General features: G+C 70.1%; 23 protein-coding genes and 1 riboswitch. Of the genes, 14 read left to right on the forward strand and 9 right to left on the reverse strand.

The genetic code is table 11. The features are described 5' to 3' along the window. Nucleotides 1-82 precede the first annotated feature (82 nt). The gene (locus tag E6A26_RS16445) at nt 83-616 is read left to right on the forward strand and encodes a low molecular weight protein-tyrosine-phosphatase (protein WP_136612289.1); all 534 of its coding nucleotides are present in this window, start codon (nt 83-85) and stop codon (nt 614-616) included. Continuing rightward, a complete protein-coding gene (locus E6A26_RS16450; RefSeq protein ID WP_136612290.1) occupies nt 613-2,814 on the forward strand; it encodes a chorismate-binding protein in 2,202 nt (733 codons plus the stop codon). Before E6A26_RS16445 ends, E6A26_RS16450 begins: the two co-directional genes overlap by 4 nt. Nucleotides 2,815-2,868: 54 nt before the next feature. On the opposite strand, the gene cls is transcribed toward E6A26_RS16450, so the two are convergent. Then, nucleotides 2,869-4,338: a cardiolipin synthase gene (gene cls, locus E6A26_RS16455; protein WP_136612291.1), complete on the reverse strand. Its 1,470-nt coding sequence runs from the start codon at nt 4,336-4,338 to the stop codon at nt 2,869-2,871. 22 nt (nt 4,339-4,360) lie between these two features. Here cls and E6A26_RS16460 point away from each other — a divergent pair, with 22 nt between their 5' ends. Further along, entirely contained in the window at nt 4,361-5,275 is a 915-nt protein-coding gene (locus tag E6A26_RS16460) for an aminodeoxychorismate lyase (RefSeq protein ID WP_136612292.1), read from the forward strand. Nucleotides 5,276-5,290: 15 nt separating this feature from the next. On the opposite strand, the gene aztD is transcribed toward E6A26_RS16460, so the two are convergent. The 4 genes from aztD to aztB form a co-directional block, all read right to left on the reverse strand. Then, nucleotides 5,291-6,484 carry a zinc metallochaperone AztD gene (aztD, locus tag E6A26_RS16465; RefSeq protein ID WP_136612293.1) on the reverse strand — a complete coding sequence of 398 codons (1,194 nt, stop codon included), beginning with the start codon at nt 6,482-6,484 and terminating at the stop codon, nt 5,291-5,293. Further along, on the reverse strand, nt 6,481-7,422 hold the full coding sequence (aztC, locus tag E6A26_RS16470) for a zinc ABC transporter substrate-binding protein AztC (protein WP_136612294.1): 942 nt from the start codon (nt 7,420-7,422) through the stop codon (nt 6,481-6,483). The genes aztD and aztC overlap by 4 nt, the downstream gene beginning before the upstream one ends. After that, a complete protein-coding gene (locus E6A26_RS16475; protein ID WP_234865606.1) occupies nt 7,419-8,525 on the reverse strand; it encodes an ABC transporter in 1,107 nt (368 codons plus the stop codon). The genes aztC and E6A26_RS16475 overlap by 4 nt, the downstream gene beginning before the upstream one ends. Nucleotides 8,526-8,662: 137 nt before the next feature. Next, the gene (gene aztB, locus E6A26_RS16480; RefSeq protein ID WP_136612296.1) at nt 8,663-9,580 is read right to left on the reverse strand and encodes a zinc ABC transporter permease AztB; all 918 of its coding nucleotides are present in this window, start codon (nt 9,578-9,580) and stop codon (nt 8,663-8,665) included. Between the two features lie 52 nt (nt 9,581-9,632). Between aztB and E6A26_RS16485 the strand changes: the two genes are divergently transcribed. The 3 genes from E6A26_RS16485 (at nt 9,633) to mmsB (ending at nt 12,873) form a co-directional block, all read left to right on the forward strand. Further along, nucleotides 9,633-10,265 (forward strand): ATP-binding cassette domain-containing protein, encoded by a 633-nt coding sequence (locus E6A26_RS16485; protein WP_136612297.1) that lies wholly within the window; start codon nt 9,633-9,635, stop codon nt 10,263-10,265. A gap of 174 nt (nt 10,266-10,439) precedes the next feature. Beyond that, on the forward strand, nt 10,440-11,939 hold the full coding sequence (locus E6A26_RS16490) for a CoA-acylating methylmalonate-semialdehyde dehydrogenase (RefSeq protein WP_136612298.1): 1,500 nt from the start codon (nt 10,440-10,442) through the stop codon (nt 11,937-11,939). 4 nt (nt 11,940-11,943) lie between these two features. Further along, nucleotides 11,944-12,873: a 3-hydroxyisobutyrate dehydrogenase gene (mmsB, locus tag E6A26_RS16495; protein WP_136612299.1), complete on the forward strand. Its 930-nt coding sequence runs from the start codon at nt 11,944-11,946 to the stop codon at nt 12,871-12,873. Nucleotides 12,874-12,958: 85 nt separating this feature from the next. Here the strand turns inward: mmsB and E6A26_RS16500 are convergent, their stop codons facing one another. Together E6A26_RS16500 and E6A26_RS16505 are read right to left on the reverse strand one after the other, a co-directional pair. After that, nucleotides 12,959-13,468: a MarR family winged helix-turn-helix transcriptional regulator gene (locus E6A26_RS16500; protein WP_136612300.1), complete on the reverse strand. Its 510-nt coding sequence runs from the start codon at nt 13,466-13,468 to the stop codon at nt 12,959-12,961. Between the two features lie 2 nt (nt 13,469-13,470). Beyond that, nucleotides 13,471-15,225 carry an AMP-binding protein gene (locus E6A26_RS16505; protein ID WP_136612301.1) on the reverse strand — a complete coding sequence of 585 codons (1,755 nt, stop codon included), beginning with the start codon at nt 15,223-15,225 and terminating at the stop codon, nt 13,471-13,473. Nucleotides 15,226-15,383: 158 nt separating this feature from the next. Here E6A26_RS16505 and E6A26_RS16510 point away from each other — a divergent pair, with 158 nt between their 5' ends. The 4 genes from E6A26_RS16510 (at nt 15,384) to E6A26_RS16525 (ending at nt 19,415) form a co-directional block, all read left to right on the forward strand. After that, nucleotides 15,384-16,622, forward strand: coding sequence for an acyl-CoA dehydrogenase family protein (locus E6A26_RS16510; RefSeq protein WP_136612302.1), 1,239 nt, complete (start codon nt 15,384-15,386; stop codon nt 16,620-16,622). A gap of 154 nt (nt 16,623-16,776) precedes the next feature. Then, nucleotides 16,777-17,070 carry a hypothetical protein gene (locus tag E6A26_RS16515; protein ID WP_136612303.1) on the forward strand — a complete coding sequence of 98 codons (294 nt, stop codon included), beginning with the start codon at nt 16,777-16,779 and terminating at the stop codon, nt 17,068-17,070. A 101-nt stretch (nt 17,071-17,171) separates the two neighbouring features. Next, nucleotides 17,172-18,383, forward strand: a complete 1,212-nt coding sequence (locus E6A26_RS16520; protein WP_136612304.1) for a cobalamin-independent methionine synthase II family protein — start codon at nt 17,172-17,174, stop codon at nt 18,381-18,383. A 15-nt stretch (nt 18,384-18,398) separates the two neighbouring features. Then, nucleotides 18,399-19,415, forward strand: coding sequence for an acyl-CoA thioesterase (locus tag E6A26_RS16525; protein ID WP_136612305.1), 1,017 nt, complete (start codon nt 18,399-18,401; stop codon nt 19,413-19,415). 109 nt (nt 19,416-19,524) lie between these two features. On the opposite strand, the gene E6A26_RS16530 is transcribed toward E6A26_RS16525, so the two are convergent. Next, nucleotides 19,525-20,991, reverse strand: coding sequence for a peptide MFS transporter (locus E6A26_RS16530; protein ID WP_136612306.1), 1,467 nt, complete (start codon nt 20,989-20,991; stop codon nt 19,525-19,527). A gap of 138 nt (nt 20,992-21,129) precedes the next feature. Further along, nucleotides 21,130-21,269, forward strand: a riboswitch (SAM riboswitch). 8 nt (nt 21,270-21,277) lie between these two features. Here E6A26_RS16530 and E6A26_RS16535 point away from each other — a divergent pair. The 4 genes from E6A26_RS16535 to E6A26_RS16550 are packed head-to-tail and all read left to right on the forward strand — an operon-like array spanning nt 21,278 to nt 23,735. After that, nucleotides 21,278-21,616: a DUF1737 domain-containing protein gene (locus E6A26_RS16535; protein WP_136612307.1), complete on the forward strand. Its 339-nt coding sequence runs from the start codon at nt 21,278-21,280 to the stop codon at nt 21,614-21,616. Beyond that, entirely contained in the window at nt 21,613-22,023 is a 411-nt protein-coding gene (locus E6A26_RS16540) for a rhodanese-like domain-containing protein (protein WP_136612308.1), read from the forward strand. The genes E6A26_RS16535 and E6A26_RS16540 overlap by 4 nt, the downstream gene beginning before the upstream one ends. Nucleotides 22,024-22,026: 3 nt before the next feature. Then, nucleotides 22,027-23,229: an O-succinylhomoserine sulfhydrylase gene (locus tag E6A26_RS16545; RefSeq protein ID WP_136612309.1), complete on the forward strand. Its 1,203-nt coding sequence runs from the start codon at nt 22,027-22,029 to the stop codon at nt 23,227-23,229. A gap of 8 nt (nt 23,230-23,237) precedes the next feature. Further along, nucleotides 23,238-23,735: an SRPBCC family protein gene (locus E6A26_RS16550; RefSeq protein ID WP_234865609.1), complete on the forward strand. Its 498-nt coding sequence runs from the start codon at nt 23,238-23,240 to the stop codon at nt 23,733-23,735. Between the two features lie 62 nt (nt 23,736-23,797). Here E6A26_RS16550 and E6A26_RS16555 read toward each other — a convergent pair whose 3' ends face one another. Then, nucleotides 23,798-24,967, reverse strand: coding sequence for a glutamate--cysteine ligase (locus E6A26_RS16555; RefSeq protein ID WP_168928770.1), 1,170 nt, complete (start codon nt 24,965-24,967; stop codon nt 23,798-23,800). Nucleotides 24,968-25,025 lie beyond the last annotated feature (58 nt).

Consider the following 25,025-nt stretch of genomic DNA (forward strand, 5'->3'; position numbering starts at 1 on the left):
CTCTAGCAGCCTTTATGCGCCCCCTCCGGCCGGATCGGATCGCGATTCCGGCAGCGGGCGCGGTGGACCCTATGCTTGTGCAATGAACTCGACGGCGAGCCCCTACCGGATCATCACGGTCTGCACCGGGAACATCTGCCGATCGCCTATGGCTGAGTTCATGCTCACCGACGCCCTGCACAGAGCTGGCCTCGATGACCGGGCCGAGGTCGACTCGGCAGGCACCACAGACTACGAGGTCGGACGGCCTATCGATCCGCGCGCCGCGCGTGTGCTCGACGCCCATGCCGTGCCCTCGCACCAGCACGCCGCGCGCAAGTTCCGGACCGAGTGGTTCGTGGAGCGGGACCTCATCCTCGCGCTCGACGTCGACCACTACGGCCACCTCCGCGAGCTCGCGCCCGCCGGGACGGAGCACAAGGTGCGCATGCTGCGGGAGTTCGACCCCGCCGTCGCCCGTCTGGACCACCTCGATCAGGGGATCGAAGACCCGTGGTTCGGCGGCCAGAGCGATTTCGAGCTCACGTGGGAGCTCATCCACGCCGCCGTCCCGGGGATCGTCGAGCACGTACGCTCCGAACTCACGCGGCGCCCGCCGGTCTTCGCGGGGGCGTGACCCCGCCCCGCCCCGCGCGCCCGGCCGTCATCGCGATCGATGGCCGCTCGGGCGCGGGCAAGACCTCCCTCGCCGTCGAGCTCGCCGCGAGGCTGCGCGAGCACCGCTCGGTGACGCTCGTGCACCTCGAGGACCTGTACCCGGGCTGGGACGGCCTCGTCGAAGGCATCGAGCGCTGCGCAGCCTCGGTCCTCGGCCCGCTTCGCGCCGGGCGAACCGCGCGCTGGCGCGCGTGGGACTGGGCCGCAGCGTCCGACGGCGAGGAACGCCTGACCGAGCCCGCGGACATCGTGGTCCTTGAGGGCGTCGGCGCGGGCGCCGAGCCCCTCCGCGCCCTGTGCGACGCGGTCGTGTGGATCGACGCCGAGGCCGAGGACCGCAGGCACCGGGCCCTCGAGCGCGACGGCGAGGCGTACGCCCCGCACTGGGACCGCTGGGCGGCGCAGGAGGAAGCGTGGCTCGCCGCCGACGACGTCCCCACCGCCGCTGCCGTGACCCTCGCCGTCCATGCCGGCCCCTCGCGGCCCGACGACGCGACCGACCGCGTCATCGATGCGCTCGCCGAGCTTCCCGCGCTCCGCGAGGCGCTCGCTCCCGAGCGCGCGGCGCGGGAGTCGGGCGCCGTCCTGGCCCGGCGGATCGTGGCGGCTCCGGAAGCGGACGACGTGTTCGCCGCACTCTTCGGTTCCTCTGACCGCGCGGTGTGGCTCGACGCGTCGGACGCCGTGCGCGGGCCGGGGGTCCGCGCCGAAGGCCCGCTCGGGGCGGGCGCGGCTCCCGGGCCGCATGGGCCGGCGTTGCGCAGCCGCTTCAGCATCATGGCGGACGACGGCGGCGCGCGCGGCCGGCACATGGCCCACCGGGGCGGAGCGACGGAAGTCGCGTTCGGTCCCGCAACTGCATCCCCCGCGACGGCGCGGTTCGACCAGCCGTTCTTCCGCTGGCTCGACTCGGCGTGGGGGCGCCCCGGAGCCGCGGCCGAGGCGCCCGGCGGCCTCGACTGCGGGTTCGCGCTCGGCTGGCTCGGCTATCTCGGGTACGAGCTCAAGCGGGAGTGCGGCGGCAACGACGTCCGGACGGGGCCGGTCGAGGGCGCGGCGCCGGGTGGCGGGACGCCCGATGCCCAGCTCGTCTTCGCGTCCCGAGCGGTGGTCTTCGACCACGCCCTCGGCGAGGTGTGGCTCCTGGCCCTCGACGCGCCGGACGCCGACGCGTGGCTCGACGCTGCGGAGGCAGCGGTCACGGCGACGGCCGGCGCTCCCGAGCCGGACGCAGCCGACTCGGCTGCCAGCGCGCCGTCGTTCGTCGCTCGCGACTCTGCCGACGCCTACCGCGCCAAGGTGCGCGCCGCGAAGGCGGAGATCACCGAGGGCAACACCTACGAGGTCTGCCTCACGACCACGCTCGAGGCCCTCATCCCCTCAGTCCGTCCCGCGGGTCCCGCGGGCGACACCGCGGCCGGAGACGTGCGATTCGACCCTTGGACCGCCTACCGGGCGCTCCGGCGGCGCAGCCCCGCGCCGTTCGCGGCGTTCGCTCGCTTCGGCCCGCTCGCCGTCGTCAGCTCCTCCCCCGAGCGCTTCCTGAGCATCGCGGCCGACGGCGCGCTCCGCGCCGAGCCGATCAAGGGAACCCGCCGCCGATCCCCGGCCGCGGACCCGGACGAGGACGAGCGCGTGCGCGCGGAGCTCGCCGCGAACCCCAAGGACCGCGCCGAGAACCTCATGATCGTGGACCTCCTGCGCAACGACCTGAGCCACCACGCGGTCCCCGGCTCGGTCGCCGTATCGCGGCTCTTCGCCGTGGAGAGCTACGCGACGGTGCACCAACTCGTCAGCACGGTCGACGCGCGGCTGCGGCCCCGGGAGTCGCGCGCCGAGGCGGTCGCGGCCGCCTTCCCGCCCGGGTCCATGACCGGCGCACCCAAGATCAGCACGATGGACATCCTCGACCGCCTCGAGGTCGGGCCGCGCGGCGTGTACTCGGGCGCAATCGGCTACTTCTCGCGCACCGGCGCCGCGGACCTCTCGGTGGTGATCCGCACGCTCGTCGCCGAGGAGACGGCCGCGGGGACGCGGCTCTCGCTCGGGGTGGGGGGCGCCGTCGTCGCGGATTCAGACCCGGACGAGGAATACGACGAGATCCGGGCCAAGGCGTTCGCCGTGCTCAGCACGCTCGGCTCGTCGTTTCCGGACTGACCGGGTTTTCCCGGGCGATCCCGACGGCCTACTGCACCGGCCTACTGCACCGTCCTACTGCACCGTCGCGGTGAGCCGCGCGACGTTGTCCACGTAGCGGCTCAGGATCGAGCGGCGCCGCCAGGCGTCGAGCTCGAGCGGCACGCTCACGGCTCGGTACTGGTCCTCGACCTGACGCATCTGGGCGACGATCCCTGCCCCGGGCAGCATGAGCGAGACCTCCATGTTGAGCGAGAACGAGCGCATGTCCATGTTCGAGGAGCCGAGGACGGCCACGTCGTCGTCGACCGTGAAGTGCTTCGCGTGCAGGACGTACGGCTTCGGGTACCGGTAGATCTTCACGCCTGCTGCCAGCAGCACCTCGTAGTAGGACTGCTGCGCGTGGTGGACCAGGAACTGGTCGCCCTGCTCGGAGACGAACAGCTCGACGTCCACACCGCGCTGGGCCGCGGTCGTGACGGCGTAGAGCAGCGAGTCGTCGGGGACGAAATACGGGCTGCAGATCGAGAGCCGGTGCTGCGCCGAGTAGATGAGCGTGTTGAAGAGCCGCAGGTTGTTCTCGTTCGCGAAGGCGGGACCACTCGGCACCACCTGGGCGAGCTCGTCTCCGACGGGGGCCGGCGGCTCCATCTGCTCCCCGAGCAGCTGGCCCGTCTCGCCTAGCCAGTCGGTAGCGAAGACGACGTTCAGCGTGGTCACCGCCGGGCCCTCGATGTGGGCCATGAGTTCGACCCACTTCCGCCCCGTGCGGCGGTGGCGCGGGTTCCGGTACGAACGCTCGATGAGGTTGAGCGAGCCCGTGAACGCGACCTCGCCGTCGACCACGAGGATCTTGCGGTGATTCCTGAGGTCGGGCCGGCGCCACTGCCCGAGGACAGGAAGCAGCGGGAGCATGCGGCGCCACATGATCTTCGACGCGCGGAGCCGCCGCAGGAGCCCGCGGTAGCCGTGGATGCGCGCGGTGCCGATGTGGTCGTACAGGAGCCGTACCTCGACGCCGCGCGCGGCAGCGTCCTCGAGGGCCGTGAAGAAGTCGTTCGTCACGTCGTCGGAGCTCATGATGTAGAACTCGGCGTTGACGAAGCGCTTCGCCCCGCGGACGGCCTCGGTCATATCGGCCAGGGCCTCCTCATAGTCGGAGATGAGGCGCACCGAGTTGCCGTCGACCATGGGCAGCGAGCCGAGCTGCCGGTTGAGCTGCGCCGCCGAATGCAGCCATTCGGCACCCGGGAAGGCCGCGTCGTCGTCGTCCGTCTGGGCGACAAGCGCGCGCACTCGCACGTCGATGTCCCGCTGCTGCTCGCGCCGCTTCCGGGACAGGCGGAAGTTGCCGAACATGAGGAACAGGAGCAGGCCGACCGTGGGGACGAAGAAGATCGCGAGGAGCCAGGCCATCGCGGTGGTCGGACGCCGGTTCCCCGGGATGATGCCCACCACCGCGACGCGGATCACGAGGTCGATGACTGCGATCAGCAACGTCAACCAGTTGGGCAGGACCCACACGAGAGGCAGCTGGAAGACCATGGGCACAGCCTAAGCTGTCCCCATGACCCCGCATGTGCTTGTCTTCCTCGACCCTTCCCAGCCCGACGGACGCATCGAGGACGCCAGCCGGCCCACGCTGTTCGCGACAGACCTCGGAGTCTCCCGCGGCGACGGCGTGTTCGAGACGCTCCTCGTTCTCGACGGGCACGTGCGCAAGCTTCCGGCCCACCTCTCGCGGCTCGCTTCGAGCGGGCGCATGATGCGCCTCGACCTGCCCGAGCACGAGGCGTGGGAGCGCGCCATCGTCACGGCCCTCGCGGAGTACCAGCGCACCGTCGGCGTGCTCGACGAGGTCGTGGTGCGGCTCGTCGCGACGCGCGGGGTCGAAGGCACGCACACGCCCACGTGCTGGGTCACGGCGTTCCCGCCGGCGCCCTCAGCCAAGCGGCAGCGCGAGCACGGCATTGACGTGCTGCTCCTGGACCGCGGCTACGATTCCGACCTCGCGGACCGCGCGCCGTGGCTCCTCCTGGGCGCGAAGACGCTGAGCTACGCCGTCAACATGGCGGCGCTGCGCTTCGCCAACGACCGCGGCGCCGACGACGTCATCTTCACCTCGTCCGACGGCAAGGTCCTCGAGGGTCCCACCTCGACCGTTTTGGTCGCCCATGCGGAAACGGACGACGGCGGCCGGGTCACCTCGAAGCGGCTCGTCACCCCGCAGCTCGACTCCGGGATCCTGCCCGGAACGTCGCAGGGTGCACTCTTCGCCGCGGCGGAGGCGTCCGGATGGGAGCTCGGCTACGGGCCCCTCGAGCCGGACGACCTCTTCAACGCCGACGCCGTGTGGCTCATCTCCTCCGTCCGGCTGCTCACGCCGGTGAACCACATCGACGGCAAGCCGATCGGCGCCGACCCAGCGCTGGTCAAGGCACTCACTGACGAGCTCGCGGGGCTCTTCGACCGCATCGCGTAGGCGGGCGCCGACCGGTCAGCCTTGGGCCACGGCAATCTCGTTCGGCGCAGCGGACAGCGTCACCGACCCGAGCTTTGCGCCGGTCCGGAGGTCGATCGCCTGCACGGTGCTGGTGGCGGGTTCGGTGACGTAGCCAGTGCTGCCTTTCACCGTGATCGCGGGGTGAGGGTCCTGCCAATGGGCGGGACCCTGCCACGGCGCGATCACCGGGTATTTCCTGACGATCTGTCCTGTGGCGGGGTCAAGCACGTGGATCGATCCGTCCGTGGACAGGATGTAGGCGAGGTCATCGGGACCGCGCGCGATGTCCCGCCAGGTGTACCGAACATCGTCCGGCAGGTTCAGAACCCGGTAGGAGTGCTTCGCGGTGTCGATGAGCGTGACCGCATTGAGGAGATAGCCTTCGGCGTCCGGGTTGTTCTTGTAGTCCCCGACGATGAGCGAGCTTGTCTCCGAGACGTAGGCGTTGCCCATCCGGCCGTAGGCGTCCGGGGCCTTGAACTTCTCGAACGTTCCGTGGTGGTAGAGGAGCGCGCCGTCTTCGCACCCGAAGATGACGGCCTCGTCGGCTGCCGCCCCCTCGCCATGGATTCCGGAGCACTGGCTGTTCTCGGAGACCTTGTCCCATTTCCCGCCGTTGGGACGGAGGGCTGCCGCCCCGCTGCGCCCCTTCTTGTCTCCCACGGTCGTGAGAAGCGTCCCGTCGCTCAGCTGAATGGAGACACCGTGGTGCGGTGCCGCGGCTGTATAGGTCTCGGCGCTCGACAGCTTGCCATCGCTGCTGAGAAGCGCTCGCGTGCCGAAGATCGTGGTGGTCCCGGTTCCGTCGTCGAAGAGGACCGTGTGATCCGCGTGGCGGACCACGTGGCCAGGGGTGGTGGCCTTGAAGACGGCGTCGGTGAGGGCCGGCTTGCTGGTGTCGAGGACCTGGAACCCCTGTGAGGTCGTGACGAGGACATGCCGGCCGTCCCCTACCGCGTTCACTCGGGTGAAGTCCTCGGTCGAGAAGGTCCCCACGACCTTGAGGGTCTTGGCGTCGAGTACAGCGATGCCGTTCTTGTACGTCACGGCCACCCGTCCGCTGGTCTCGGCTGTCGCCCCGGAGCTCGGAGAGCTTTCGGAGACCGGGCTTGCGCAGGCGCTGAGGACGAGCGTTGCCACGGCGGCCGCTGAAGCGCTGGCAAGGCGTATGGATCGTGTTCTGTTCATGGTGTTCCTCTCTTGGGTGCGGATCCTTTGGTGAGTGCGGTGCTGATTCGGTCGGTGTTGGTGCGCATCATCGCGAGATAGCTGTCTGCTTCCTGGCCGGGCTCGGAGAGGGATTCCGTGTAGAGGGCCACGACGGCGACGTCGATCTTTGCCTCCCGGGCCAGCACTTGAACGAGCCGGTCCGGTTGCGACGATTCGGCGAAGATCGCAGGAACGCCTGCCTGCCTGATCGCGTCGGCAAGGGCTTGCAGGTCCGCGGCGCTGGGAGCGGCGAGGGTGGTGCCGCCGGGGATCACCGCGCCGATCACCCGGAAGTTGAAACGCTCCGCGAGGTAGCCGAAGACGTGGTGATTGGTCACGAGGGCGCGCTGGCTGACGGGGATCGAGGCGAAGGACTCCCGCATCTCGCGATCGAGCTGCTCGAGCCGGCCGCGATAGGAGGCTGCACGCTCCCTCAGACCGTTCGGCTCAATTCGGTCGATGTTCGAAAACGCCTCCTCGAGCGCGTTGACGACCTCGATCATCCGGGCCGGGTCGGTCCAGAAATGCGGGTCGGGAGTTCCCGCCGCCTCGCCCGACGAATAGGGAAGCGGACGCAGGTGGTCTCCCGCGGCGAACACCTTGCCGCCGCGTTGGGTCACACGATTCAGATGCTGCTGGAGGCCTTCTTCGAGCCCGAGCCCATTGGCGACGACGAGATCCGCCTCGCTCATCCGGGCGGCCTGCTGCGCGGAGATCTCGAACGAATGTGGATCTGCGTTCGGCTTCATGAGCGTTGTGACGTTGGCCTCGCCGCCGACGATTTGCTGCACGACGTCGCCGAGGATGTTGGTGGTCACGACGATCTGCGGCTTGGCACCGCCGCCACTGGAAGCACAGCCGGACAGGGCCACGGCTGACATGACGAGCGCGAGGGCGACGGCGAGGAGACGTCTCACCGGCCCGTCTCCGCAACGAACGCCGGGTGGACGGACGGTGAGAGCGTGCGCGCGATCCGGGCCCCGTCCGCGAAGTCGATCTCGTAGACACGTCCTTCCGCAGGAGCGTTGAGGTAGGCGCGTTGTGCATCGACCGTCAGGCTCACGGCATCGAGCGACGACGACGCGGAAAGGGCCTTCGGTAGCAATGGTTCGGTCCCGCCGACCTCCGCTCCGGTCTTCGCAACGTAGACGTGCACCCGGCCTTCCGCGTCGAGGGTGACGACGTGGCCCTTCTGGTCATCGACGGCAGCGGCGCGCAGCATCGGCACGGCGGTTGGCATCCATTGCCAGGCGCGCTGACGCGTATTCAGCAGCCACACCCCGGGACTGCTTCCCACCCCGGCCACTGTTGGGCGCCCCTTGCGCGCGTCGAACTTCACTGCCGGGCTGGCCGACGTCCCCTCCGGATACGGCACCTTCTCCAGGGAAGGGGTCTCCCCCTGCAGCGTGATCAGCACAGCGCCGTCGCTGCAGCCCACCACCCCGGCGACGCGCGTGACGATGCGGCCTCGCGCCTCGGGGCAATCGGCCCGCGCGCCCTCGAGAGCCTTGCCCCCGCCGTCGTAATACTGCAGCGCTGCCGGCCTTCCGGCGGCATCCGGCGTAGTCACGACGGCACCTTCCCCGAGCGGGACGGCGACCCCCTCATGCGCGGGCAACTGGACTCGAAACCTCTCCCTGATCTCGCCCTTCGAGAGCGCCGCGTTGTCGAGGAGCACGGCATCGCCCGATTCGGGAAAGAACAGGCCGGTGCCGCCCGCCGTCGACAGCATCCCTGTTGAGACCGTTGCGGTACCGCGGCCGAGGACCGTGCCGAGCACCGCGGGGGCGGCACGGTAGTAATGGAAGTGGTCACCGTGGTCCCAGGTCCACACCCCGCTGTCGATGATCTCTGTCCCTTTCGGGGTCCCGGCAAAGACGTATCGCCCATCGGTCGCAGCGGCCGACGGCGACCCGATAGTGCCGATCTTCGTCTCGCCGTTCTCGAGGAGGTTGAGCATCCCCACGTCGCCGGTGTGATCGATGGTCACGAGGTGCAACTGGGGCTCGGCGACCTCCACTGCCCCCGATACGGCTCCGTGGCCGGGGCCGGATAGGGCGGCGGAGCTCGAAGGGACCGGGGCTGGCGAGGTCGTGCTCGAGCACGCCGACAAGGCGATGAGCACCAGCACAGACAGTGCGGTGGGGAGGCGGGGTTTCATGAGCACTCTTCCCTCTTGCGTTCGGTCAACGGGTTGGCTTGGCCGGGACTGGCCTGGCCGGGACTGGCCTGGCCGGGACGCGCAGCGCGGCGGTAGGCGAGACGCTCCCAGAACCCGTGGGCGATGGCGGAGCAGCAAGCGAGGAGGATGGCCGACGCAGCGATCGAGGCCCCTGCAGCGGTGCTCGCGTACCACGAGACGGTCAAACCCAGAACGACTGCGGCGGTTCCGAAGCCGACGGCTGCGCACATCCGGAGGGGAATCCTGGTCGTCCAAGGGCTCGCCGCCACCGCTGGCGCCAGCAGGAGACCGACCACCAGCAGTGACCCGACGGCCTTGTAGGACGCCACGACCGCCAGCGTGACCAGGCCGACCTGGAGCACCTTCGCGAGCTGCGGTCGTAGCCCGAGTGACCGGGCAATCCGCTCGTCGAAAGCCGCGGCGACGAACGGCCGGTGGAAGGCGGCCGCGATCGTGATCGTCACCATGGCCGTGACCGCGAGCACCAGGATGTCGCTCGCGCCGATGGCGAGGATGTCTCCGAACAGCATCACCGTCGCGTCAGTGGCGAAGGTGCCCGAGTGTGAGACGACGATGACCCCCACGGAGGGCATCCCGACGAACAGCAGGCCGATGCTCGTGTCGTACGAAAGGCGCCCGCGGCGCTGAAGCAGCGCGATCATTCCGCTCATCGCTATCGAACTGACTGCACCGCCCACGAGGACCGGCCAGCCGAGCACCGTGGCGACAGCGACTCCCGGCAGCATGCCGTGGCCGATGGCTTCTCCAAAGAAGGCCATCCCGCGGATCACCACCCACGTCCCGACCACCCCGCAGATCAACGCGGCCAGCATTCCGCCGGACAGCGCACGGAGGAGAAAGTCCGAGATGGGGGGATCGGCGAGCGGGGGCATGATTCGGACCTTATAATTAATGACACTCATTATCAAAACGAGGAGCTATGTGATGTCTGCGGCGATTAGAGCGAGGGGGCTTTGCTACGCCTTTGGCGGCAACCAGGTGCTCGACGAGGTCAGCGTGGACGTGCCTTGGGGCGCAGTGACGGCCTTGACGGGCTCCAATGGCGCAGGGAAGTCCACGCTCATGGAACTGCTCGCAGGCGTTCGCCGCCCCTCTCGAGGAGTCATCGAACGTGACGCAGACGTGGCCCTCGTCGTCCAGCGGCCCGCGGCTCCCGAAGCCCTCTGCGTCACGGTCTGGGACGTCGTCACCATGGGCACGTGGGGCGCCCGCCGCCTTGGGCCTGCCCCACGCTCGAGAGCCGATCGAGCCCGCGCCGTGAGGGCCGCCATCGCGCGCGCCGACCTGGTCGGCCTCGAGCGGCGGTCTTTCTCCACCCTCTCCGGGGGCCAGCGCCAACGCGCCCTCCTCGCTCAAGGACTAGCTCGCTCGGCCCGCATCCTCCTGCTCGACGAACCCGCTGCCGGCCTCGACCCCGAAAGCCAGACTCGCACCCGCGCGATCCTTGCCGAGGAGGCCTCTCGGGGTGTTGCGGTCGTATGCGTCACCCATGACCGTGCCGACATCGCGGCGGCCGACCGGGTGATCCGCTTGGAACGGGGTGCCGTCCTCCCCTGACAGCCGCCCCCGAGAGGCCTCCCCTGAAAGCCGCCCTCGACAGGCAAACAGCCGACCTCGAGAGGCCACCCCGACGGCATAGGCTCTGGCAATTAGTTGGAAGTCCGAGTATCTTCGGAGCTAGATCCCCAAGAGACGTGGATCACAACCACGGCCGCAAAGGAGCGCTTCGCCATGGTGTACGAACTTTCCCATTACTTCGGCGGGCAGCGGGTCGAGGGCACGTCGGGCCGCTTCGGCGACATCTACGACCCCTGTGCCGGCCAAGTCCAGGGCCGGGTCCCGTTCGCGAGCACCGACGAGGTCAGCGCTGCCATCGCGGCCGCGGAGAAGGGCCAGTCCGAATGGGCAGCCCTCAACCCCCAGCGCCGCGGGCGGATCCTGCTCAAGTTCGTGGACCTGGTCAACGAACACCTCGACGAGATCGCGACGCTGCTCTCGAAGGAGCACGGCAAGACCCTCGCGGACGCGCGCAGCGACGTGCAGCGCGGCATCGAGGTCATCGAATTCTCCGCGGGGGCGCCGCACCTGCTCAAGGGCGAGTTCTCCGACGGTGTCGGCAAGGGCATCGACGTCCACTCGCTGCGCCAGCCGCTCGGCGTCGTGGCCGGCATCTCGCCGTTCAACTTCCCCGCCATGATCCCGCTGTGGCAGTGCGGGCCCGCGCTCGCGGCGGGCAACGCGTTCATCCTCAAGCCGTCGGAGCGCGATCCCTCGGTGCCGCTCCGCCTCGCGGAGCTGTTCACCGAGGCGGGCGTGCCGGACGGCGTCTTCAGCGTGGTCAACGGCGACAAGGAGGCCGTGGACGCGCTGCTAGAGGATCCTCGGGTCAAGGCGATCGGCTTCGTGGGCTCGACCCCGATCGCGCAGTACATCTACGCGACCGCAGCGGCGCATGGCAAGCGCGCGCAGTGCTTCGGCGGCGCGAAGAACCACATGGTGATCATGCCGGACGCCGATCTGGACATGGCCGCGGACGCACTCATCGGGGCCGCGTATGGCTCGGCCGGCGAGCGCTGCATGGCCATCTCGGTGGCCGTCCCCGTCGGCGAGGAGACGGGAGACCGCCTCATCGCCGCACTCCAGAACCGCATCAAGGGCCTCACGGTCGGCGCGAGCCTCGACAAGGGCTCGGACTTCGGCCCGGTGGTGTCCGCGGCCGCCAAGGAGCGGATCGAGGGCTACATCGCGGCCGGGGTCGACGAGGGCGCCTCGCTCGTCTCGGACGGCCGCGGCGCGAAGGTCGACGGCTATGAGGGCGGCTTCTGGGTGGGCCCCACGCTGTTCGATCGCGTGACCCCGGAGATGAGCATCTACCGCGACGAGATCTTCGGACCCGTGTTGAGCGTTGTCCGCGCCGAGGACTACGAGGAGGCGCTGCGCCTCTGCAGCGAAAACCCGTACGGCAACGGCGTCGCGATCTTCACGCGCGACGGCGACTCGGCGCGCGACTTCGCGAGCCGGGTCGAGGTGGGCATGGTCGGCATCAACGTGCCGATCCCGGTGCCGATCGCGTACTACACGTTCGGCGGCTGGAAGGCCTCGGGGTTCGGCGACCTGAACCAGCACGGCCCCGACGCTTTCCGCTTCTACACCAAGACCAAGACGGTCACGAGCCGCTGGCCCTCAGGAATCCGCCAGGGCGCGCACTTCATCATGCCGGAAGGGAGCTAGTCACGTGACGGATCAGGGGACCTCAACGGGCCGGATCGCATTCCTCGGCCTCGGGCACATGGGTGGCCCGATGGCCGCGAACCTCGTCAAGGGCGGCCACGAGGTGGTGGGTTTCGACCCCTTCCCGGCCGCCGCGGACGCGGCCCGGGCGCATGGCGTCGAGGTCGCGGGCTCGGCCGAGGAGGCCGCCGCCGGCGCCTCTGTGGTTCTCACGATGCTGCAGGCCGGCCAGCAGGTCCTCGACCTCTACCGGGGCAAGGACGGCCAACCGGGCCTGCTCGCGGGCGCCGCGCCCGGCACGCTGTTCCTCGACTGCTCGACGATCAACGTCGTCGAGGCACGCGAGGCCGCGACCGCGGCCACCGACGCCGGCCACCGCTTCGTCGACGCGCCGGTCTCGGGCGGCGTAGTCGGCGCGGAGGCCGCGACGCTCACGTTCATGGTGGGCGGCGACGACGCGGACTTCGCGGCCATCCACCCGGTCCTCGAGCTCATGGGCAAGCGGATCGTCCACTGCGGCGGCCACGGCGCCGGCCAGGCGGCCAAGGTCTGCAACAACATGATCCTCGGAGTCTCGATGATCGCGGTGTCTGAGGCGTTCGTGCTCGGCGAGCATCTGGGCCTCAAGGACGAGGTGCTCTTCGACGTCGCCGCCCACGCGTCCGGCCAGTGCTGGGCCCTCACCACGAACTGCCCTGTGCCCGGCCCAGTGCCGACAAGCCCGGCGAACCGCGATTACCAGCCTGGGTTCTCAGGGGCGCTCATGGCGAAGGATCTCAAGCTCGCGCTCCAGGCCATCGAGAGCACCGGCGTCGCCGCGCAGATGGGCCCCCTCGCGTCGCGGATCTACGACGAGTTCGCGGCGGCCGGCGGCGCGGTCCGCGACTTCTCCGGCATCATCACCGACATCCGCGACCGCTCCTCCCACCCCTAACCGTCTCGGGTACAGAAACTCACCCACCTCCGACGTCTCGGGTACAGAAACTCACCCGCTTCCTACGTCTCGGGTACAGAAACACCTAGGGGTCGGTGAAGTCGCCCGCTCGGCGGCGGAAGCCGCCGAGCACGCTGATGAGCTGCTCGACGTCGTCGTCCGTGAAGCCCGAGTGAGCGAAGACCTCGGAGTTGAGCGCCGCCGTCGCCCGCCGGACCAAGGCGCGGCCGGCGGCGGTGAGCCCGATGAGCGTGGTGCGCCCGTCCGTGGGGTGCGGCGAGCGCGCCACGAGCCCCGCCTGCTCGAGGCGGTCGACGGCGTTCGTCACCGAGGTCGGGTGAACCTGAAGGAGCGCGCTCGCGCGGCTCATGGGCAGCGACCCCCCTCGCGCGAAGCTCAGGAGGGCGAGCAGCTCGTAGCGGGCGAACGTGAGCCCGAACGGCTTGAGCACATCCTCGATCCGAGCGAGGAGGATCTGCTGCGTCCGCATGATCGCGGTGATCGCCGCCATGGGCGCGGCGACGTCCCCCCACCCGTGCCGCTCCCAGTTGCGCCGGGCGTCGGCGATGGGGTCGCGCGGAAGAGGGGAGGCCACGGTCAGTCCTTGAGGCCGGGAAAGTCGGCTTCGGTGTACTCGACGCCAGCCCCGTCGGGCAGGCCGGTGCCCGCGTGCCGCGCCACTTCGCCGTGCCGAAGCTCGACGCGCCGGATCTTGCCGGAGATCGTCTTGGGGAGCTCGCTGAACTCGAGCCGCCGGATGCGCTTGAACGGCGCGAGGTGGGCGCGCGCGTACCGGAGGATCTCCTCGGCGAGCGCGGCGCTCGGCTCGTAGCCCGCGGAGAGCACGACGAACGCCTTCGGCACGGAGAGCTTGACGGGATCGGGCGAGGGCACCACGGCGGCCTCCGCGACCGCGGGGTGCTCGATGAGCACGCTCTCGAGCTCGAACGGCGAGAGGCGGTAGTCGGAGGACTTGAAGACGTCGTCGCCGCGGCCCACGTAGGTGATGACCCCGCCGTTCCCGCGGCTCGCCATGTCGCCCGTGTGGTAGTAGCCGTCGCGGAACGCCTCGGCCGTGCGGTCGGGGTCGCCGTAGTACCCGGCCATGAGCCCCACGGGGCGCGGGTCGAGGCGAAGGCACAGCTCGCCTTCGTCGCCTTCGTCCCCGGTCGCCGGGTCGACGAGGACGACGTCGTAGCCCGGCAGCGGCCGCCCCATCGCGCCGGCGGTGACGGGCAGGCCGGGAGTGTTCGCGACCTGGACCGTGGTCTCGGTCTGCCCGAAGCCGTCGCGGATGGTCACGCCCCACCCGCGCTGGACCTGGCCGATGACCTCGGCGTTGAGCGGCTCCCCTGCCGAGACCGCCTTGCGGGGCGGCGCGGTGAGCCGCGTGAGATCGGATTGGAGGAGCATGCGCCACACCGTGGGCGGGGCGCAGAAGCTCGTGACACCCTCGCGGCCCATGTTGTCCATGAGCGCTGCGGCATCGAAGCGCTCGTAGTTGTAGATGAACACGGTCGCCTCGGCGATCCACGGCGCGAAGACGTTCGACCACGCGTGCTTGGCCCACCCCGGCGACGCGACGTTGAGGTGGACGTCCCCGGGCTCGAGGCCGATCCAGTACATCGTCGAGAGGTGCCCCACGGGGTACGAGACGTGCGTGTGCTCCACGAGCTTGGGCTTCGACGTCGTGCCGGACGTGAAGTAGAGGAGCAGCGTGTCGTCGCCGCGCGTGGGGGCCTCGGGCGTGAAATCGGGGCTGGCCTGAGCGGACTCCGCATAGTCGAGCACGGAACGCACGACGGCGCCCGCCCGGCCGCCGTCGTCGTCCTTCCTCGGGCTCTGCTCGCCCACGCGGATGAGCGTGTAGTCGCCGTCGACGTCGTCGAACTTCGCGAGGTGCGCCGCGCCGACGGCGGCCCAGTGCGCGGCACCGCGCTCCACGCGGTCCTGGAGGTCGCGCGGGCCCATGAGCGTCGTCGTGGGGATCATGACCGCGCCGAGCCGGATGCACGCGAGGATGAGTTCCCAGAGCTCAACCTGGTTGCCGAGCATGATGATCACGTGGTCGCCGCGGCGCACGCCCTGCTCGCGGAGCCACGACGCGACCTGGCGCGAGCGCTCGGACAGCTCGGCGAACGTGCGGCGCGTCGAGGTGCCGTCCTGCTCAACGATCACGAGGGCCGCCTGCGTCCCGCGCTCGGGGTCCGCGGCGAGCGCGTCGAACCAGTCGGACGCGAAGTTGAACTCGTCAAACCGGGGCCACTCGAAGTCCAGGCGCGCCTGCTCGTAGTCCTCTCGCAGGGTCAGGAGCCTGTCGCGCGCTGCCCGGAAGTCGTCGGTGACGGTCATGGTGAGCCTTTCGCGTCCGCGGACCGGACGCCCAGGCCCGGTTGCCCCAGTTTAGTGATCGACGTCACGGTGAAATATACTAGGACGTCCAAGGGTTCGGAAGCCTCGCCGCAGCGACGCGATCGGGGCGATGGACAGCGACGGGACAGAGGCGTCACATGCTCAACGCACTTGCACCGGAGACAGAGTCGGACACACCGGCCACGGAGACACCGGCATCCGAGGGGGCGCCCGCAGCGCCGCCGTTCGCGGACGCGGACCTGTTCCGCGTCGTCGAACTCCTGCCTGACGACGAACGGAGGCGGTACCGCGAGACGCGGGACTACCTCCAGGCCGAAGTACGTCCCGCGAGCATCGGGTACTGGAATCGCGAGGAGTTCGCCGCAGAGCTGCTCCCGGGGCTCGCGGAGCGCGGCCTCGCGCGGCTCCAGACGGACGGATCCTCGACCCTCTTCAAGGGCCTCATGTACACCGAGGTCGCGAGGGCGGACGTTTCCCTCTCCGCCCTCGTGGGCATCCACAACGAGCTCATCCTCGGGATGATCGACGCCCTCGGCTCGGAGGAACAGAAGCGTCGTTGGGTGCCGGGCCTCGAACGGTTCACGGCGCTCGGCGCGTTCGCACTCACGGAGCCGGAGCACGGCTCCGACGTGGCCCGCGGGCTCGAGACGACCGTGCGGCGGGACGGCGACGGCTGGATCCTCAACGGGGCCAAGCGGTGGATCGGCTCCGGCACGATCGCGGACTTCGCGCTCGTGTGGGCCCGGGACACCGCGGATCAGCAGGTCAAGGCGTTCATCGTCGAGGCCGGCAGCCCCGGATTCACGGCGGCGAAGATCTCGAACAAGATCGGCCTCCGCATCATGCAGAACGCGGACCTCACGCTCACTGACGTGCGCGTGCCGGAAGCCAACCGATTGCCCGGCGCCACCGACTTCTCGCGAGCGAACGAGCTCCTGCGCGACTCCCGCGCGTGGGTCGGCTGGCAGGCGGCGGGGATCCAGCTCGCCGCATTCGATATCGCCCGCGCCTATGCCCTTGAGCGGCGGCAGTTCGGGCGCGAGCTCGCCACGTTCCAGCTCGTCCAGCAGCAGCTCGCCGAGATCCTCGGCAACGCGCACGCCTCGCTCACGCTCATGGTCGAGCTCGCGCGGCTCCAGCAGGACGGCTTCCTCGAGATGCCCCAATCCGCCCTCGCCAAGGCGACGACAACCAGGCTGGCCAGGTCCTCCGTGGCGCTCGGACGCTCCCTCCTGGGCGGGAACGGCATCTCGAGCGACTTCGAGATGGCGAAGCTGTTCGGCGACGCTGAGGTGCTCTACACGTATGAGGGCACCTACGAGATCAACTCGCTCATCGTCGGCCGGGCCGTCACGGGGCGGTCCGCCTTCGTCTGAGCGACTGTGCCCGGCGGTCCGCCTTCTCCTGGGGACCGCCGTCTGCCCGAACGGGAGCCACGACCGTGACGCGCCCGCGTCGCATTGGCTCCCCCGACGGCGGCCCGCTGGACACCTCTGGCGCGCGCCGCCGTCGTCCGTCTACCGTGCCTCTATGGAACAGAGCGACGGTGTCCCGCCCGCTGAGCCCTATGGCGACGACCCGGGGCTCGACGAGGGCTACAACCAGGACCCGGGGTACGGCCACAACCAGGAGTCCTTCCTCCTCCACCAGCCGGACGAGGACGGCGATCTGGAGGACAGCACGACCGCGAAGGAGCCCCCACACCGGGAGCGGCGCCGCCGCGTGAGCGGGATCGGGCTGGGGCTCGGCTCGGTGGGCGCGGCGGGGATCCCGGACTCCGAGGGACACACGCACACGGGCTTCGGCGACCCAGACCGCGACTGAGCAGCGCGCCAGCACCCGCGCTAGTAGCCCGCGCGAGCGGCGAGTATTGCGGCCGCGAGACACAATCGCGGGACTGCACCCGCGTGGGCAAGACTGGCCCCATGCACAACACGGACTACATCCAGACGACGCACGCGGGCTCCCTCCCCCGCACCCCCGAGCTCCTCGCCGCGAACGCGGCCCAGGCGGAGAACCCCGGGGATGCGGAGTCGTTCGAGGCGCTCCTTGCGGCGTCCGTGCAGGGCATCGTCGCGAAGCAGCGCGAGGTGGGTATCACGCTCCCGAACGACGGCGAGTACGGCCACACGATGTCGAACTCCGTGGACTACGGCGCCTGGTGGAACTACTCGTTCTCCCGGCTGAGCGGGCTCACGCCGGGCGGCGTGGACCGGTGGCAGAGCACGGATCAGGTCCGGTCGGAGCCCGGCAAGGTCCGGCTCACGAGCTTCACCGACCGCCGCGACCGGCAGCGGTTCAACGAGGCCTACAACGACCCGACCTCCGGGATCCTCACGGGCCGCAAGCCCGGCTCGCAGCCCACCGTGACCGGCCCGATCACGTACATCGGCCACGCGTCCGTGCAGCGCGACATCGACCACCTCAAGAAGGCGCTTGCCGAGAACGGCTTCGAGACCGGCTTCCTCCCGGCGCTCTCCCCCGGATCGGCGTCCCGCCTCGCCAACGAGCACTACGCGACGGACGAAGAACTCGTCTTCGCGTGCGCCGACGCGATGCGCGAGGAGTACCAGGCCATCATCGACGCCGGCCTCACCGTCCAGATCGACGACCCCTCGATCGCCGAGAACTGGGACATGATCAACCCCGAGCCGAGCGTCGAGGACTACCTCGCGTTCACGCAGCTGCGGGTCGAAGCGCTCAACTACGCGATCCGCGACCTCCCGCAAGACCAGATCCGCTTTCACCTGTGCTGGGGCTCGTGGCACGGCCCGCACACCACGGACCTGCCGTTCAAGGACCTCGCGCAGACCATGCTCTCGATCAACGCGGGCTCGTACTCCTTCGAGGCCGCCAACGTGCGCCACGAGCACGAATGGAAAGTGTGGCGCGAGCTCACGCTGCCCGAGGAGAAGACCGTGGTGCCAGGCGTCGTCTCCCATGCGACGAACGTCGTGGAGCACCCCGAGCTCGTCGCGGACCGGATCGAGCGCTTCGCCCAGATCCTGGGCCGCGAGCGCGTCATCGCCTCGACCGACTGCGGCCTCGGCGGCCGCATCCACCCGCAGATCGCGTGGGCCAAGCTCGAGGCGCTCTCCGAGGGCGCGCGCCTCGCCACCCAGCGGCTCTGGGGCTGAACGGACGACGGCGCCATGTCACCTTCCAAAACTGAGCCCAGCCGGGTGTCCGGCGCCTCGCCGGCCCCCGACAACGAGGTGACCCTGCGCTTCCTTGCCGCGCCCACCGACGTCGGGCATTCCGGCTCGGTCGACGCTGGAACCGTCCTCGAGTGGGTCGACAAGGCGGCCTACGCCGCGGCGGTCGGCTGGGCGAAGTCGTACTGCGTGACGGCGTACGTGGGGAACATCCACTTTGCCGACCCGGTGGTCGTGGGCGACATGGTCGAGGTGACCGCGACGATCGTCTACACGGGCCGCTCGTCGATGCATATCCGCACGGTCGTCTCCTCGGGCGACCCCAAGGGCGGGGCTCCGACCATGCGGAGCCAGTGCCTCGTGATCTTCGTGGCGGTGGGAGCCGATGGGCGCCCCATCGAGGTGCCGAAGTTCGTGCCGGGCACGGACGCCGAGCGCGAGGCGGAGTCGCACGCGATCGCTCGGATCGCGGTGCGGGACGAGATCGCGAAGTCCATGGAGCGGCAGGAGTACACGGACGCGGGCACCGCCGAACGCGTGGTGCTGAGGTTCCTCGCAGCGCCCACCGACGTGAACTGGGGCGGCAAGGTCCACGGCGGCACGGTCATGAAGTGGATCGACGAGGCCGCGTACGTCTGCTCGGCGCGGTACTGCGGCCGGGACACTGTCGCGGTGTTCTCCGGCGGCGTGCGCTTCTACCGGCCGCTGCACATCGGCGACGTCGTCGAGGTCGAGGCCCGGCTCGTCTACACCGGGAGCAAGGGGATGCACGTCGCCGTCCACGTGCGCTCGGGGAGCCCCCGTGGCACGGAGCTGAACCTCACGACATACTGCCTCACGGTCATGGTGGCCCGCGACGAGACCGGCACCGCCGTGCCGATCGCGCCGTGGGCCCCCCGTTCGGACGAGGACAGGCGGCTGTGGGCCCACGCCCGCGAGCTCCTCGAGATCCGAGGCCGCGCCCCAGGCAATCGCCTCCCCAACCACCTGCTCGAGGAGAACGGCTACACCTAAGCCGGGCGCCGCCGTCGTCAGCAGGCCGGAAAGGAAGGGGCCCGGACGCCATGCGGTGTCCGGGCCCCGTCAGAGGTGGTCAGGGCTGTGTGTCACGCCGCTTTCGGCGTCAGCGCACGCCGCTCATGAGCTTGCGCACCGCGGGGGTCGCGGCCGCGAGGGCCAGACCCAGAACGACCGCCACGACGCCGACGCCGAAGAAGTACGGCAGCTCGTTGGAGGGGTCGTAGTAGCCGGCGAGAATGCCGGCGAGCGTGGTCCCGAGCGACACGGACAGGAAGAACAGGGCCACCATCTGCGCCTTGAACGCGACCGGGGCGAGCTTGGTCGACACCGAAAGCCCGATCGGGGACAGGCACAGCTCCGCGAACGTGAAGAGCAGCAGGATGCCGACGAGGGCGAGGAGCGGCGTCTTGCCCGGGCCGGCCAGCGGCACGAAGGAGAGGAAGGCGAGGCCCATGAAGCCCAAGCCGAAGGCGAACTTCAGCGGGGAGCTGGGCTGCTTCGGGCCGAGCCGCGTCCACAGCGCGGCCAGGACGCCGGCGAAGATCACGATAAAGACGGGGTTGATCGACTGCACCCACGCGGCTGGCATCTCCCAGCCCAAGACGTGGCGGTCCAGCTTCTCGTCCGAGTAGACGGCGATGAACGTGAACTGCTGCTGGAACAGGGCCCAGAACGCCGCGGAAGCCACGTAGAGCGGGATGAACGCGAAGACGCGCTTGCGCTCCACCGGCTGGGTCTTCTTGCTCCGGATCAGGATGACGAAGTACGCCACCGAGGCGCCGACGGCCACGTACGCCATCCAGGTGGCGAGGTTCTTGGCAGTCACGAGACCGCCCAGCAGCAGCACGGCGATGACGACGACGACGGCGCCCAGGATCAGTGCGTAGCGCTTGCGCTCGCTGGGGGCGAGGGGGTTGGCCACGTGATGGGCGCTCTCGGGCATCGCCTTGCGCTTGACTCCGTACACGATCAGGCCGATCGCCATGCCGACGGCAGCGGCGCCGAAGCCCACATGGAAGCCGACGCTGCTCTGCAGGAAGCCCGTGACGAGCGGGCCGATGAGGGCGCCCAGGTTGACGCCCATGTAGAAGAGCGAGAAGCCGGCGTCACGCCGCTCGTCCTTCTCGGCGTAGAGCGTCCCCACGAGCGCGGTCGCGTTGGCCTTGAGGCCGCCAGAGCCGAACGCCACGAGGATCAGGCCGAGCGTCAGGCCGGCGACGCCGGGCACGAGGGCCAGGGCGATGTGGCCGGCCATGATGATGCAGGCCGAGAAGAAGAGCACTCGTTCGGAGCCGAACACGCGGTCGGCGAGCCAGGCGCCGAGGATCGTCGAGAGGTACACGCCGCCGCCGTAGGCTCCCACGAGGCTCAGCGAAAGGGTCTTGTCGAGCCCGAGGCCGCCGTCGGTGGCGGAGTAGTACATGTAGTAGGCGAGGATGCCCTGCATGCCATAGAACGAGAACCGCTCCCACATTTCCACGGTGAAGAGGTTGGCCAGGAGGCGGGGATGGCCGAAGAAGCCTTTGTCGCTGGACACGGTGGTGTCCGGGCGGGTCATAACGGGGTTCATGGCGCCCATGCTCTCAGCGACCTGTGAAACAAGTCATATTTCGTGAGCTGAGTCACGCGCCGGGCTCGCGCGCGTGTTGCCGATCATTACCGGCCTCCCGTGGCTGCTCCCGGCCCCCACATGCTACGTTCGACGCAGAGTAACGAGCGCCAGCGCGCCGCGTCGGAGACTCCCTCCGCTACGGCACTGCCCTGACTTGCTGGCCGGCAACCCTCCATCCGGCGGGGTGCCTCAGGTGACGACTCGGCCATTCGACGTTCGAACCGCAAGCCAGAAGGAGCACGCCATGTCCGACACTGCCCTCGAGACGGGAGAGCCGGCCGCCACGCCGCTCAACGATCCCGCCGCGCCGGCCAGCCCCTCCGAAGAGCGGCTCGCCTACCGGCTCCTGACTGGCCCGGACACGCGCGAATTCTGCGCCCGGATCTCGCAAGCCCTCTCGGAAGGCTACGTGCTCCACGGCAGCCCCGCCGCGACGTTCAACGGCACCGACGTGATCGTCGCGCAGGCCATCATCCTTCCCCACGCCGTGGCCCGCGCGGACGCGGCGGTGGCGTCGGCCGTCGACGAGCTCGCCGAGGGCGTCACGAGCGACGGCGAGTACGACGGCGAGGGCCACGCGTGAGCTACGCGGGAGACATCACGCCGCTCGAGGCGTGGGAGAAGCTCAAGTCGGGCGCGGTCCTCGTGGACGTGCGCACCGAGGAGGAATGGGCGAGCATCGGGATCCCGGACACGCGCCAGACGGACAACGATCCGCTCTTCATCCCGTGGGTCTTCGCGGGCGGAATCCCGAACCCCGACTTCATCAACGAGCTCGAGCTGCAGGGGCCCGAGGACCGCGCCACGGAGCTCGTGTTCCTGTGCCGCTCGGGCCAGCGCTCGGCTGCCGCCGCGTCGGCCGCCACGAACCTCGGCTTCACGGCGTTCAATGTGGTCGAGGGCTTCGAGGGCGCCCCGGGGCCGGAGGGCCTCCGGAACGTCAACGGCTGGAAGAACCGGGGGCTCCCCACGAACGTAGGACAAGAGTAGTCAGTGACCTTCAACATCGACGCCGCCGGCTGGAGCGAAGACACCCAGGCCGTGCGCGGCGGACTTGACCGCACCAACTTCCACGAGACGTCCGAGGCGCTGTTCCTGAATTCGGGCTTCGTCTATGAGTCGGCCGAGGCGGCCGAGCGGGCGTTCACGGGCGAGGACGAGCGCTTCGTCTACTCCCGCTACGGCAACCCGAGCGTCGCGACGTTCCAGGAGCGCCTCCGGCTGCTCGAGGGCACGGAGGCGTGCTTCGCGACCGCGTCCGGCATGTCCGCCGTGTTCACGGCGCTGGGCGCCCTCCTCGCCGCGGGCGACCGCGTCGTCGCCGCGCGGAGCCTCTTCGGCTCGTGCTTCGTGATCCTCAACGAGATCCTGCCCCGCTGGGGCGTCGAGACCGTCTTCGTGGACGGTCCCGACCTCGATCAGTGGCGCGAGGCGCTCTCGGCGCCTACCACGGCGGTGTTCTTCGAGTCGCCGTCGAACCCCATGCAGGAGCTCGTCGACGTCCAGGCCGTCTCCGACCTCGCCCACGCCGCGGGCGCGACGGTCGTGGTCGACAACGTGTTCGCGACGCCCATCCTGCAGCGAAGCCTCGGCTTCGGCGCGGACGTGATCGTGTACTCGGGGACGAAGCACATCGACGGCCAGGGCCGGGTGCTCGGGGGCGCGATCCTCGGCAAGAAGGACTTCATCGACGGCCCGGTCAAGCAGCTCATGCGCCACACCGGGCCGTCGCTCAGCGCGTTCAACGCGTGGGTCCTCACGAAGGGCCTCGAGACGCTGGGCCTGCGGGTGCGGCACTCGTCGGCGAACGCTCTCGCGATCGGCGAATGGCTCGAGGCGCAGCCCGAGGTCAGGTGGGTCAAGTACCCGCACCTGAAGTCGCACCCCCAGTACGAGCTCGCACGGAAGCAGATGAGCGCGGGCGGCACGGTGCTCACGTTCGAGCTCAACGCGCCCGAAGGCGGCGGCAAGGACGCGGCGTTCCGGCTCCTCAATGGGCTTCGGGTCATCGACATCTCGAACAACCTCGGCGACGCAAAGTCGCTCATCACGCATCCGGCGACGACGACGCACCGCGCCATGGGCGCCGAAGGCCGGGCCGCGATCGGCCTGGGCGACGGCGTGCTGCGGCTGAGCGTGGGGCTCGAGGACGTCGGCGACCTCGTCGGCGACCTCGAACGAGCGCTCCGGGGGTAGGCGAGACGGTGCGGCAGAAGCCACAGGGCCACCCCGAGCGCGAGCTGCGACGGTTCGAGTTCCGGCTCGACACACCGCTCCCGCCGCACGAGGCCTGGGCCCGGATCCTCGATCTCCGGGCCCACGATCGGCTCATCCCGTTCACGCACATCACCGAGGGCATGGTCCCGGCGGCCGAGCTGCGGCCGGGGCACCGGTTCGTCGCGTGCACGATGCTGCCCGGCGTCGGCTTCCGCGGCCGGCGGCTCGGGTTCAACGACGTCATGACCGTCGAGGAAGTCGAGCCGCCCACCTCCGCCACCGAGGGCCACGCGCGGATCGCGAAGTCCGGCAAGCTCATCCACGGCGGCGTCATGGTCTCGGTGGCGCCGCGCGCATCCGGCTCGACCGTCCGCTGGGTCCAGGACTTCGGGCTCGCGAGGTTCCCGGCCGCCGTCGGGCGCGCCGCCGCGTGGATCGCGCCGCGCGCCTACCGCTCGACGCTCAGGCGCCTGCTCCGGGGGTAGCCGCCTTCGCGGCACCCGCCAGCGAACGACGACGGCGCCGCTCACCGAGCGCCGCGCGAAGCTCAGCGCCGGCGGGGAGCCATGGCCGGACCGCGCTCCCAGCCGCGCCGGACGAAGCTCAGGGTGGCCCGGGCGCCGTCGTCCCAGCTGCCGTCGCGCGTCACGGTGTGCGCCGCCGCCATCCGCACGGCCGCGGAGAGCCCGCCACCAGTGGCGACCGCGTCCCGCTGCGCCTTCTCCCCCGTGCCTCGGGCGAGGAGCTCGGCGAGCGCCTGCTCGGTCCGCGCGAGCTCCCCGGAATCGCGCAGCGCGGGCCCCACATGCTCGAGGAGCGCCTGGACGGCGACGGCCGCTGGCACGTGGGTCCCCTCGAGGGGGTGCACGAGCTCGCCGCCCAGGCCGGAGCGGCTGGCCCTCCACGCGGCGAGGCGCAGCACGGCGACGGACGTCGCGAAGGGGGCCGCGCCGTCGTCCGCCTCGCGCGCCGCCATCTCGACGAGAGCGCGGATCAGGACGGCGATGAGCGCAGAATCGCCCGCGTCGAGCGGGACGTCCGCGATGCGGATCTCGACCGTGGGGTGGTTCCGCGAGAGGCGCGCGTCGAAGTAGGCCATGCCCTCGTCGAGGATCGAGCCGGTGCGGAGCATCGAGTCGATCCGCTCGCGGTAGGCCTGTACGCTCCCGTACAGCTCCTGCGGCCCGGACGTGGGCCAGCGGTTCCAGGCCTGGGTGCGGTAGCTCGCGTAGCCGGTGTCGGCACCGAACCAATACGGCGAGTTCGCGCTGAGCGCGATGAGCACTGGAAGCCACTCGCGGACCCGATCCAGGACGGCCACGCCCTCCTCGGCCGAGGACACGGCCGCGTGCACGTGCAGCCCGCACGTGAGCTGCTCGCGCGAGGTGAGGGCGAACTCCTGGGCCATGCGGGCGAAGCGCTCGTCCGGTGTGAGCGAGGTAGCGATCCGCAGCGGCGACGTCGCGATCGCGACCACGCGGCCCCCGCAGGCCCTCGCGGCGCGGTCGGCGATCCGCCGCCCCACGACGAGGCCGCTGAGGAGCTCGTCGTGGTCCCGGCACGGCGCGGTCTGGACCTCCACCTGCTCGAGCTTGAACTCGTGGGACATGTCGGCCGGGCGGCCGGCGACGGCGAGCATCCGGTCCGCGAGCGCGAGGGGCGCACCCGTGGAGGGATCCACGATGAGCAGCTCCTCCTCCGCCCCAAAGGTCCGCATGCGGCCATTTTGACACTCCCGAACCCGCTTCACAGAACGGGGGGCGCAGAATGGGTCC

The organism is Sinomonas albida (assembly GCF_004919045.1).
GTDB lineage: Bacteria > Actinomycetota > Actinomycetes > Actinomycetales > Micrococcaceae > Sinomonas > Sinomonas albida.